Consider the following 13,288-nt stretch of genomic DNA (forward strand, 5'->3'; position numbering starts at 1 on the left):
TGAACAAAAAGGATGAGCCGGCGAAGCGGACGCCTCTTTTATATCAAATTTTATTGATAGATACCTGTCCATCGTTTTTCTAAAAAAGACTCGTTTTAAAGACCATTTACTTTGTCAGATTATCACTTTCCGCTTTCTTTTTTTCTCATCCTGCCGGTAAATAACATATAAATAATAGTCTTAAGTCATTTACTGTAAGAAACACGAGTTATTTTGGCGATACTACAACCATTTCTTTGGAAACATTCCTGGGCGCTGCATTTGAGGTATGAAACCGGCAACCCAAACAAGCAAATCGTCAAATAATATTACACAGCTTTAGAATCGTTTCTATTTCAAAAGTAGATCGGTAACAATTCAGTAACAATGCAAGGTTTGACTATGGAATGTAAAATCTTACTATTTAACGCAAACGATTGCGTTAGGTTTTTCGCATCAAAAAGCCGCCATTCGGGAACTTGGCGGCTTTAGACTGACCCTTAAATTTTACTGGATGTTAAGCGTTGTTGTTGCTACCGGCAAGCCTTTAACCTGTACTTTTACTACCGCCTTGCCGGGTTGTACCCCTTTGATCATAGCCAGGGCCATGCCCTTGTAGACGTGATGCCGGGCGTCGGTCATCGAATGCAGATCCGCCGGATAACCATTATCCATGCCTGCCACAACGGCCGGGCCGCTGATGGTTACCTTAACCAGGTGATCGGCATCAGGCACCAGGTTCCCTTCCTGATCAACCACCCTGATGGTTATAAATGCCAGCTCTTTTTGTTTCGCGCTGATGGTCGTATTTTCAACGGACAAGGCGATCTTTCTGGCGGCCCCTGCGGTGGGTATTGTCCTTGTCAATACCCGCTGGTTATTTTTATAGGATACTGCCTTCAACTCGCCAGGCTGGTAAGGCACCCGCCATAGCGCATGAAATGTAGTATCGCCTTTACTTTTTCTTCCCAGCGACCGCCCGTTTAAAAACAGCTCCACTTCATCCGCCTGGTTGTAGTAGGCTTTTATGTCCACCAACTGTCCCGGCTTCCAGTTCCAATGCGGATAAACATGCAATACCGGCTGCGTCGTCCATTCGCTTTGATACATATAATAAACATCTTTGGGAAAGCCAGCCAGATCGATAATGCCATAATAGGAGCTCCTGGCAGGAAACGGATAGGGAACCGGTTCACCGAGGAAGTCAAAACCGCTCCATACAAACAAGCCGGATACATAAGGATATTTTTTCACCTCGCGCCAATTGGTTTCATGAGAGACACCCCAGTAGGCCGCAACGTTGTCGTAGGCAGAAACACTGTAATCGGCATTTCCTTCAGCCACATATTTGAATTTGGAAGATGGCGGCCACAGGCGCAAAGAATCTGACGGCATATCGTAGTGTCCGCGACTGGCAAGGCCTGATACGTTTTCTGATGCGATCATCTTTACGCCGGGATAGTTCTTTTTAAAATCTTTGTAGGAGTCGATCTTATAGTTAAAGCCAACCACGTCTAACGCTCCTGATTGATAAATGTAATTTTTGGCGGGATCGCTTTCGCTCAGTGCGCAGGTAACCGGGCGGGTGGTGTCCAGGTTTTTCATAATGTCCACCAGTTGCCGGGTCAGCGTAATGCCCGTGGAATCAAACTGCTCGCGGATCTCGTTGCCGATGCTCCACATGAAAACAGACGGGTGATTCCTGTCGCGCAACACCATATGCTCCAGGTCTTTTTTGTGCCATTCCGGGAAATCCATAAAATAATCATATTTGTTTTTCTTCCTGGCCCACATGTCAAAACTTTCATCCATCACAAGAAAGCCCATTTCATCACAAAGATCTAACAGTTGTGCCGCCGGAGGGTTATGTGCCATCCGGATGGCGTTAACCCCCATTTCCTTCAGGATGCGGAGTTGTCTTCTGGCCGCCGACCTGTTGAAAGCCGCACCCAGCGCGCCGAGGTCATGGTGTTGACAAACGCCTAATATTTTCAGAGGCGCACCATTGAACGAAAACCCTTTATCGGCGTCGAAGTGAAAATAACGGATGCCAAAATTGACCGAGTATTGGTCTACTGCACGACCGTCCTGGTAGACCTGGGTCACGAGTTGGTACAGGCGCGGTTGAGCGGGAGACCAAAGCGCGGGCTGGTCTATTTCAAAATCCTGGTAATATTTTCCTTGTTGTTGCGTGGCAGCCTTAACCGTTTTTACCTTTTTACCTTGATGATCGAAGACCGTTGAAACGAAGGTTAATTTTCCTTTTCCTGATTGGTCTACCTCCAGCTGAACTTTGACCGCAGCACGATCCCGGCTCACCCGGGGTGTTGTGACAAACAGGCCCCAGTGTTTAATCGCCGTAGCGCCCGTGGTGACCAGGCGCACATCGCGGTAGATTCCGGAGCCGGTGTACCAGCGGGAATTGGGCTGCAGAGAATTGTCCACGCGAACTGCTATTACATTCTCTTGCCCGCGGGGCTTTAACCATTTTGTCAGCTCATACCGGAAAGCGGTATACCCGTAGGGCCATTTACCTAAATAATGACCATTAATCCAAACCTCACTGTTGCGGTGAATGCCATCAAATTCAATGTAGATGCGTTGCTGAGCGTTAGGATTGATGGTGAATGTCTTCCGGTACCAGGCAATCCCTCCGGGTAAAGCTCCGCCTGCGTTTCCCGCCGGGTGATTGGCATCAAATTTCCCTTCAATGCTCCAGTCGTGAGGCAGATCCAGTACACGCCAGCGTCTGTCATCATATAGGGCGCTGCTATAATTTTTGTCATCACCGGATTGGAATTTCCAGTTACCATTGAAATCCATAACCGACCTGGTTTGCTGTGCCTGCAAAGGCGAAGTCAGGTGGCACAGAAACATGAAGACGATGAACATTCTCGAAACTATTGTCATTTTCATTCCAGCTATTTTATTTTTTTCCAGAGGGTCATTGATAACCAGATCTTTCCGGTCATGACAGAAACCATGTTTGGTGATTATTTTAAGGACAACTGAGTCTTCAGGGCTATTTAAAATCTCAATTGACTTGTACCGCGGTCTTGCGACGTAGCAACGGCTATACCGCGGTTATCTTTTGCATCTACGGCGCAGTAAAAATGATAGACGACGCCTTTATGTTTCAGTACAAAAGATTTATGCGCATATTTTTTGTCGATGTCAATGGTGGAACGGATCAGGTCTGCGCCGTTCCAATCCGTCCAATGTACCAGGTCATAAGAACAGGCAAAGCGATTAAAAGTTTCTGTTTCTCTGCCTTTCCAAAAAGCGCCGAAATAAAACATTACCCACACATCCCCGATTTTCTGGATCATGGGATCGCCTGTAATGCCGCGGGAATGATGCACAACAGGCCCGTCCATAAAACGTTTCCAGCTTTTCATATCATCAGACACCGCCATACCGATCCGCTCATACCAACGTGTGGGCTTGTTATCCGGTAAAGAGTCTCCGACCGCATTGTAATACATCACAAACCGGTGACCGGTCAGCTTTGCCCGGTCCTCAATAATGTAGCTCTTGAACAATTTTCTCCGGTTTTCCCACCAGCGCACATCTTTGTCGGAGGAACTAAGCACGGGTTGTTCGAGGCGTTGCCATTCGAACGCATGCACAGGCTTTTTGGACGTGTAGGCAATACCAATCGACAAAGGTTCCGGCTCATAACCCGAAGACGATCCGCCAAAATACGACATCCAGTAACGACCTTTATATTTTTGAAGCGCATAATCACCACCCCATTGAGTGCTCACAAGCGCATTGTAGCCTGCTTTCTGACGCATGTCCCAACCTTGTTGGGTAAAAGACAACTGCCTCCCGAGGTGCTTCCAGTGAAGCAGGTCTTTACTGCTGGCCAGCCAGGTTTCATAGCCTTCTCCGTCGAAAGCGATATAGCTCATGTACCAGGTGTCCCACAACCGGTAAACCGTTGGGCAATCGATCTTCTTGCCCGAACCGGGCGGCAACAACACCAGCCCGTATTTATAGGGCGTTTTTACTTCTTCGTATACCTTTTGCATCTCGCTTTGGGGAACCGCTTCCGGCTGTGCGAGGCTATTCATTCCGGAAGTAACCAGCGCTATAAAAAATAAATACTTTTTCACTTGTATATTTCTGTTTGATCGGTCTGATGCCTGTGAGGTTTCTGAAAGCTGACAGGTATCAGGCCACTACTTTGTACTAAATTGATAGGCGCCTGAGCCTACTGTAACCGGTCCTTTGCGATATTTTTCAGGAAAATAAATAGTAGCGCGGCTATTGGGCGGCACAACCACATTCAGACGAAAAGTATCTGCTTCTATGTTCCAGTCCACCGCTATTAATCCGTTGACAGAGCGATACGAGGCTTTTGCAGATCGTATGTTTCCCACTGGTTGGGGCCGGATCTCGATATCCCGGTAGCCCACTGAACCCTTTGCCTGGCCAATGCCGCAAAGTCCCGTATAGAACCATTCCATCAGATGCCCCAGCATAAAATGGTTATTGGACACATTGGGCAAGGCTTGCCAGGATTCCGTCAGGGCCGTGGCACCCTGCTTCAGCTGGTAGCCGTATCCCGGTACATCGCTGTTATTGTTCATCGCATAAACAATATCCGATCGTCCATTTTGCTCCAGCACTTTCAATACATACCGGTAACCAATGTCTCCTGCTGTCAGCCGGTATTGATTCGATTGTATATCCTTCACCAGGTTATCAAGCACGGCGGCCTGGTGTTTCGGATCGACCAGTCCCATAAACAATGGCATCGCATTGGATGTCTGACTGCCGCTCCCATACTGCATCGTGGCTTCATGAAAAAATTCTTTGTTAAAAGCCGTCCGGATATTCGCAGCGATCTCACCGTAACGTTGCGCGTCCTCCTGCTTGCCCAGCTCCCCCGCGATCTGCTCCAGCAATACCGCATCGTAATAATAATAGGCCGTTGCAGTCAGGCCCATTGGCGTGAGCTGACTGAATCCCGGGCGTTCAGGTCCCAGATCATACCAATCACTCAGACCATGTCTTAAAATATAACTGCTGTCTTTGGTTTGCAGGTAGCCGAAATAGCGCTGCATGGTTACGTAATTCTCTTCCAGCAATCGCTTATCACCATTCCATTGATACATATACCAGGGAAAAATGATCGATGTACTCCCCCACTCGGGCGAGTCTCGGAAGTAACCATTGGCAAAATGCATTTCTGTGAACTCCGGAACGGTAGCGGGTATCAGACCGTCAGGTAATTGCTGCGTGCGTATATCGCGCATGATCTTATGAGCGAACGCGCTGATATCATAATTATGCTGAATCGCATTACCCATTAAATGAACCTGTTCCTGCCAGCCTAATTTTTCGCGGTGCGGACAATCTGTGAAGACGCTGGTCATGTTGCTATTGATAGCCCAAAGGATCAGGCGATGGGTTTTATTGAACAGGTCATCGGCGCTGAGAAAGGTTCCGGATGAAGGAGCGCTGTTGCGGATATGCAAGCCCTGTATGCGGACCAGGTTGGCAAATGCCCTTAGATTCTTATTATTTCCTTTGGGCTCCGCACCTTCCACCTGCAAATACCGGAAGCCGTAATAAGAGAAACGGGGCTGCCATGTTTCAGTGGCATCGCCTTTTAAAATGTACGTGTAGACGTGCGGAGCGCCCGTGTGCTTTTGAGCTACTGTTCCGCTCTCTGTCACCAGCTCGCCCGGATAGATCCTTATCGTATCGCCCTTTTTACCGCTTACTTCAATCGAAGGAATACCTGAAAAATTTTGTCCGAGATCATAAACCCACACACCCGGCTGAACGCGCTTTTTACTGACAGGGTTGAAGGTCTGCATCACTTTGACTGGCATGCCCAGCTGGGGCACCAGCTCCGGCCCGGTGGTCTCCAGCGCATTTTTCCACGAAGCATCGTTGTAACCCATCTTGTTCCAGCCGCGTGGCTCTTTGTTGGCGTCATAATCTTCGCCTCCGTAGATGCTGGAAAAATAAATGGGAGAAGGTGCCGTTTTCCAGGATCCGTCGGTAATAATGTCTTCCGAACTACCGTCCCGGTAACGGATGAGGATGCGGGCAATCATTTTAGGATAGCCATAAGCACCCGTCATCTTGCGGTAGCGCTCACCGGGAATATAATAAAATCCATTACCGAGCATCACGCCTAATGCGTTAGTGCCCTCCCTCAGTTGAGAGGTAATATCAAAGGTGACATATTGCGCCTGCTTGCTATACTGGGTCCAACCGGGATCCAAAAAGTGATCTCCCACTTTGGCACCGTTGATACTCATCTCAAAATGACCCAGACCGGAAATGAATACTGTAGCGGATTGCAGCGGCTTACTAATATCAATATCTTTTCTGAAAAGCGGCAACACATCCGGACGCTTGCCCCAGGCTTTAATACCATTCCCGTGCATTAAAGGGACATGCCGGTTACTATCCGGTAATACGTCGTAGGCAATCCATTTCGCACCCTTCCAGTCCCCGGCATTCAACAAACCCATTTGCCAACGGGCGATCTTGCTATAAGCGGATGATTGACTCTCCCCGTCCCAGATCATCACCTTCCAATAATAGGTCGCGGCAGGCTTTAACGATGCGCCGGCATATTTTACCTGGAAATTGTGCCTGCTTTGTACTTTTTTACTATCCCACATATTAGGCTGATCCTGCACCAGCAACATACTATCATCTGCGACCATGATACGATACGCTGATTGCTTCACGTTTCTTTCATATGCCTGGATCTCCCAGCTTAACATGGGATGTTCCAGGTCGACGCCCAAGGGATTGACCTGATACTCACATCGCGGATTTACGACGCGCAGCGCGAAAACCTGCGCCCGGACGGCGATGCAGGCTGTTAGCCAGAAAAGTATTAAAAGTATTCCTTGTCTCATTCGGTTACGTTTGGACAATATTAATCCTGTAAGCATTTTATTGCACATCGATGTTAGACACGATCAAACCATCCGCACCGCTGGCATTCAACCTGACCTTGTAATGACCCGCATTGATCATCGTGCTTGTATTGATAGTCATATAATTCCATTTTCCGGGCCGGGTATACTTAAAGGTTACCGGCTCTCCGACCAGTTTATTACCACCTATGTCGATCAATTCCAATTGCCCGTTCACCTCCTGTTCCGACGGTAGGTTATACTTAACCGTTATTGAATAGACATCGGCTACACCCGTTGCAACCGGCCAGGTGATCTCCGCCAGCTGGTTATTGATAATCACCGTACGTTCGTTACCTGCTATGACTTTCTTTTCTACGTTATCGTTGTGCATCGCTACATCAGACTTGTAAGAGGTGATTGGTTTCAGATCATAAGCCGGTTGCATATTCGTGGCCGGCACCAGCGCCAGCAAGCCCATGTCTTTGGAATGAATGGAGACCGCAGCGCCCTTGATGTACCGTTTCTTATACAAGCGATACACCTGTCTGGCGTCCGTGATGATGGAATCATTGAGCAGCTCAAATCCTGCAGGGGCCGCTGTCTTCGGTTGTTTTGCCAGGTATACATCCGCCGTATCATTCAACACAAAACGAATGTCGGCGCTTATGTCTTTATTAAATGAAATCCAATCCGCTCCAAAAACCAGCGGCGACAACCGGTGAAACTGAATGCTTTGATCATTGAAGGGCCGGTCGCCTTCGTCCAGCCACGCATTCAGCTGGCATCCCACGCCTTTAAGTCCTTTAACCGTTTCGAATGACTTCGCTGGTCGCACATTATTGTTTTCAGTCGCTACAGCTATAGCCGCTATCACGGCCTGACCGGATTTTACATGGGGGAACGATACTTCAATCATCCCGTGACGAACCTCCACCCAAACCGTCTTTTTTAAAGCGGCATTGACTCCCGCTTCTTTCCAGATATCCAGGTCTTTGATGACTACCTGGTTGTTGATGGCCACATCAAACAGGCGCATGCCGGCAGCATCCACGGATCCTCCCACACCCAGCCATGGCTCTGCAAAATAAAGCTCTACCTGGTAATGGCCGTTAGGAACGGGCAAGCGGTATTGCAGCTGGCCGAGGCCATACCGGAAGGTTTGAAATAATGTCCAATCCTTCGTGCCGCGTATAGCAGCATGGGTACGCCTTTGACTGGCAAAGTAAGGAGGCAGGTCCTTGAACGAAGCCGTCCATGAAACAGATCCGGCCAGCGTATCGTTGGCGGGTGAAGGCAATGCTTTATCCGCCCGCCATTGGTTGCCATGCGCGTCGGTATATTGATTTCCGCCGCAGTTGATGCGATAGATATAATGCAATGATGGTTGAGGCTTTAATAGCTCATCCTTGACAGGATATAAATTTTTAAGCCCGGGTGCCGGAGGCAGGTGATACAAAATAACGGTGTCCCTGGCAACAGGCTGGCCATCGACATAGCCGACCGCATACAGGACATTGTAGCGAATATTCTTTTGGCTAAATGTAAAATGGGTTCCAAAAGGACCTTTCTTTTGCTTGCCTAAAGAAACCTGATCCAGGTCGTTAAACAGCTCAACCTCGTCACAATTGGAATATACCATGATCGAATCTTTGATCCCTGGCTCCGTCCATCGGTTGGGCCAGGTATGCGACGCAATGTAGACCATCGGCTCTTTTGCGGCAGGAACATAATGACTTCTGAACATATAAAAAGCATCGGTCGGCTCTTCCCACGGCGTTAGCAGGCCTTTGTAATTCACCGGGCCCACCCTGTCCAGTTCCCGCAATCCCTCTCCGCCCTGCACGCGGCCGGGGTTATCATGTGACGTCAGCAGCCAAAAGAAATGCCCGGCCACACTATCTTTCACCCCTTTTGCAAGCCGTACCTTATTTTCCATCAATTGTGTAAAACGGTCTTCGCTCACCGGGCCTTGCTGCTGATAACCTCCTTTTGTATGAAGATCCAAAGTACGCCAGGCCCCATATTCTCCGACCAATACCTGGTCTTTCAGATCTTCGCCATACTTTTCCGGATCGCCACCATAAGTGCCGGTCCAGTTTTGAGGTACATCCCAGTCCGTTCCTTCTCCGCCGTTGCAGGTAGTTACCAGTCGCTGCGTTGCGGACGTGGGATCGAGCGAGCGGATCAATTGCGTGCACTCGGCGGCAAAATCTTTAGGCAGTTTACTTTCGTTCTGCAATCCCCACAATACCACGGAAGGGTCATTTCTTCTTTCGATTACCCATTCTATCAACAGCTGCTTAAAATGATTTCTGAATTCGGGCGTATCATACCAAACGTGCGCGGAAAGCTGCGTCCACCAAAGGATCCCCTGTTCGTTGAACCATTTTCCATAGCGTAGATTATGCGGCTGGTGCGCATCCCTGAACGCGTTGAAACCTGCAGCCCGCAACCATTTCAGGCGTGAAGCAATTTGTTCATCTGAAAAAGCGTGGCTGTTTCCCAGTAAATGCTCATATTCCGCAACACCATTGATAAATACCGGCTTCCCGTTGAGGAAGAACTGGTTGGACGGGGTATTCCAGCGAACCGTTCTAAACCCAAAATCGGTGACCAGCTCATCGACTGTTTGATGGTCGAGCTTTACGATCGTTTTGATGGTGTAGAGATAGGGATGATCTACCGACCATAACACGGGATGATTGACGCGGATATTGCGATTGGAAAGAAGCACGGAGTCGTTTCCTTTCATCCGAAAACGTTTCACGGCACGGGCAACGACACGATGGTTTTTATCGGACACTTCCTGTAAAACGGTCATCTCTTTTCCGGCATTCCGGCTATAATTCTGAATCGTGATATCGCTGTGCAATGATGCATGACCATCGGCAACATCCGCCCAGGCATGAACGCCGAAAGGAGTGATCCGCACTTCATTGGTGATCACCAGCGAGACGGGCCTGAAGATACCCATGGGCTGTGATCCTTCACTGAAGCCTCTTTCATCGCTGCAGCCGCCGCATACCCAGGGAAGATCTTTGATAAATGGCGGATGCCAGGCCCGGACCGCCAGCATATTTTCAGTTCCATCGGTTTTAATGACCTTCGTTACATCGATCGTAAAACTGGTTCTTCCGCCCGCATGTTCGCCCACTTTTTGTTCATTCAGGTAGACCGTTGCGTAGGAACCCACGCCCTCAAAAAACAGGAAGAACCGTTTTCCCTTTCTGGATTGACGAAGTGTTATTTTTTTGCGGTACCAGGCATCGCCATGTTTATTGCCATGCAGCAGCCGCCGGTAACCATAGTAGTCGTCCCAGTTATGCGGCACATCAACCTTTTTCCAATGACGGTCATCAAAGTTAGTGTTGAAAGCCGGGCGCACCGGCTGCTCATCATTCCCCGCCATCGTGCGCCAGTCACGGTTAAGGCTGATCTCTGATCTTACCTGGGACCGACTGGAACTCTTTTTGCCGGGCGCCACACTGGTCTGCGCGTTAAGCACGACGGTGATGAAGACCAGGAACATGCTGAACAGCACCTGAAACCGGCTCTTCGAGGCACGGCACCTTTTTATGAGTGAGTCTTTATTGTAACTGCTGCAACGCTCCATCAAAATGATAAATCTTGTTTTTTTGAGTTGGGATATGGACTTGGTGTTCCTTATATCTGATCGCAAGCTCCTGCCCGGCGAGTGACCTCACAGACACCGACTGCAGCTGTCCTTTATCCCAGGCAATGGTCAGCTCAAATCCGCCCCTGGCCAGTAAACCCTTGACCGTTCCCCTGGGTAGAGCCGCAGGCAGCGCGGGCAGCAGATCGATAGCGCCGGTATGACTTTGCAACAGCATCTCTCCCACTCCGGCGGCTCCACCAAAGTTTCCGTCTATCTGGAAAGGCGGATGCGCATCGAAAAGATTAGGATAACTGCCCGCCCCACCTTTTGCAGGACTCAACAACATCTGGATCAATTTATAAGTGCGGTCGCCATTCTTAAAACGTGCCCAGAGGTTGATCTTCCAGCCGAGACTCCAGCCTGTTGCCGCATCTCCGCGATAGATCAGCGATTGCCTCGCCGCCTTCATCAGGTCGGGCGTTTGTTCCCAGTTGATTTCGCTGCCCGGATAAACTGCCCATAAATGAGACACATGCCGGTGCTTATTAGTTGTATCGTCGACATCCTGCATCCACTCCTGCAGCTGTCCATAGCGTCCGATCTTATTGGGCGCGATCTGCTGGTATTTTGCAGCAAGCGTTTTACGTAAATCCGCATCGACATTGAGTATCTCGCCGGCTTGCACGACACTTTGGAAAAGATTCCGGATAATCTGGTGATCCATCGTCGGGCCTGCCACTAACCCCCACTGCTCGGGAGAGTTAGACGGCGTACTGATCAGGTAGCCTGTTTCCGGATCTTTGATCAAAAAAGAGTTAAAGAACAAGGCCGCATTCTTCATGATCGGGTAAGCGGTATCCTTTAGAAATTGCCAGTTTTGCGTGAACAGGTAATGCTGCCATAAATGATCACACAACCACGCGCCACCTGTCACCCAGATGCCGTGATTGGATGCATTGATAGGCGCTGTGCCGCGCCACAGATCTGTGTTATGATGCAACACCCAGCCAGGCGCCTTGTAATAAGCTTTTGCGGTCTGGCTTCCGGTCTCGGACAATTCGCGGATCATCTGGAATAAAGGCTGCTGCATCGGTGAGAGGTTCAACAGATCGGCCGGCCAGTAATTCATTTCTGCGTTGATGTTCGTGGTGTATTTGCTGCCCCAGGGCGGAGACAACAGATCGTTCCAGATACCCTGCAGATTAGCAGGTCGCGTGCCGGGCCGGGAGCTGCTGATCAGTAAATAGCGACCATACTGTACATACAAAGCCAGGAAGGCGGGATCTGTCGGGGCTTGTGCGAAACGATCCAAACGCCGATCGGTGGGCCACCTGGAAATAGCCGGATCGCTTTCACCGAGGTCGATAGAGAACGTACGAAAGTATTGCTGATATTCGGATACATGCCGGTCCAGGATCTGCTGCCAGCTTTTGCCCGAACCCTGCAACAGCGTCTTCATGGCTGTTTGAGCCGGCCGGGCTGAGATATCTTTGTAGTTGTTGTAATTGGTATTAACCGCGACACAGGCTGTCACTTCATCAGCGTCGCGAATGACGATTTCATTATCTACGATCGAGATATTACCGCCTTTCGTAGAAATGCGTAAATAGCTCATGCCTTTCAATGCTCCGTCCTTCACTTTTACTTCCATCGAAATGGTGTGACCATCCACTTTCTTAATCAAATAGGATGAGTGGGGACTGCTCAGCGCAGCAGTGAAGCTGATACTGTTCTTTTGGTCTGCGGTAAAATGAAATCCCAGCAGTTGATCCGCAGCACTGGCGATATAAGATCTTTTATAGCCGATTCCATTGTATTTGTAAGTGGTGGACGCGATGGCCTGATCCAGGTCTAAGGAACGCCGATAGTCACTCACTTTTGAAGGATCCAAATCGAAGCGGAAATTCAGATCGCCAAACGGCTGATAAGAGGCCTGGTATTGTCCCACCGCGGGCGTATCAGTACTCTGCACATAATATTTCCACTGACCATTCAAAGACACTTGATTGGCTTCACTCCCGCCAACCGGATAAATGCCAATCTTCTTACCGGCGTCTTTGTATCCCATGATGCCTCCCTTCCCGGAAAAGTTGAGCACCAGAATAGCAATAGTGTTCTTTCCCGGCTTCCAGGCATTTCCCGGGATCACATAATCCCTTGCCTCTACATTTTCCTGGGAGCCGATCAGCGTGCCGTTAATATAAGTGAAATCATACTCGGCAATTTTGTTGATATTCAGGCGCAGGTCTTTCCCTTTCCACTGCTCCGGCAGGTAGCATTCATACCTGAACCACACCGCGCCATCCATATCTTCGAGTCCTTCGGCTTCCCAGCCATCATAATTGGGAACAAAAATAGTTTTCCACGAAGCATCATTATAACCGGGTTGAGATGGGTTATTCTTCAACCTGAGCACCGACTTCATTTTGTTGATCCATGCGGTCCGGTCGCCTTCATCAGATTTCAAACCCATAAACTCACGGCCGGCCAAAGCTTCGGCTTCCTTTTGTTTACCAGCAAATAACAGGGTCCGTATGGAATCCAAATACTGGTGAGCGTCTTCCTTGTTGTAGTTTCTGGGATAACCTGTCCAGAGCGTTTCTTCATTGAACTGGACGCGGTCATCGGCAATGCCGCCAAAGATCATGGCGCCGAGGCGGCCATTACCAATAGGCAAAGCTTCAACCCACTGTTCTGCAGGGCGGTCATACCAGAGTTCCAGGTCCTGGGCTTCAGCCTGGCAAGCCGTCATTATTCCGGCGAGGGCAATGAGGGTATTCCTGAATAAAGGCATCAT

At 49.3% G+C, this 13,288-nt stretch carries 5 protein-coding genes; all 5 read right to left on the reverse strand.

Going from position 1 to position 13,288, the window contains the following annotated elements:
• Positions 1-486: 486 nt before the first annotated feature.
• The 5 genes from ACU37H_RS01440 to ACU37H_RS01460 all read right to left on the reverse strand — a co-directional run bounded on the left by ACU37H_RS01440 (position 487) and on the right by ACU37H_RS01460 (position 13,288).
• Positions 487-2,895: a glycoside hydrolase family 2 TIM barrel-domain containing protein gene (locus ACU37H_RS01440; RefSeq protein ID WP_472702578.1), complete on the reverse strand. Its 2,409-nt coding sequence runs from the start codon at positions 2,893-2,895 to the stop codon at positions 487-489.
• A 110-nt stretch (positions 2,896-3,005) separates the two neighbouring features.
• On the reverse strand, positions 3,006-4,097 hold the full coding sequence (locus tag ACU37H_RS01445; protein ID WP_472702579.1) for a glycoside hydrolase family protein: 1,092 nt from the start codon (positions 4,095-4,097) through the stop codon (positions 3,006-3,008).
• 66 nt (positions 4,098-4,163) lie between these two features.
• Positions 4,164-6,872, reverse strand: a complete 2,709-nt coding sequence (locus ACU37H_RS01450; protein ID WP_472702580.1) for a family 78 glycoside hydrolase catalytic domain — start codon at positions 6,870-6,872, stop codon at positions 4,164-4,166.
• A gap of 37 nt (positions 6,873-6,909) precedes the next feature.
• Positions 6,910-10,488, reverse strand: coding sequence for a malectin domain-containing carbohydrate-binding protein (locus ACU37H_RS01455; protein ID WP_472702581.1), 3,579 nt, complete (start codon positions 10,486-10,488; stop codon positions 6,910-6,912).
• Complete coding sequence (locus ACU37H_RS01460; RefSeq protein ID WP_472702582.1) at positions 10,463-13,288, reverse strand: glycoside hydrolase family 95 protein; 2,826 nt, start codon at positions 13,286-13,288, stop codon at positions 10,463-10,465. Before ACU37H_RS01460 ends, ACU37H_RS01455 begins: the two co-directional genes overlap by 26 nt.

The sequence above is a fragment of the Niabella sp. ZPM-14 genome, assembly GCF_055693045.2.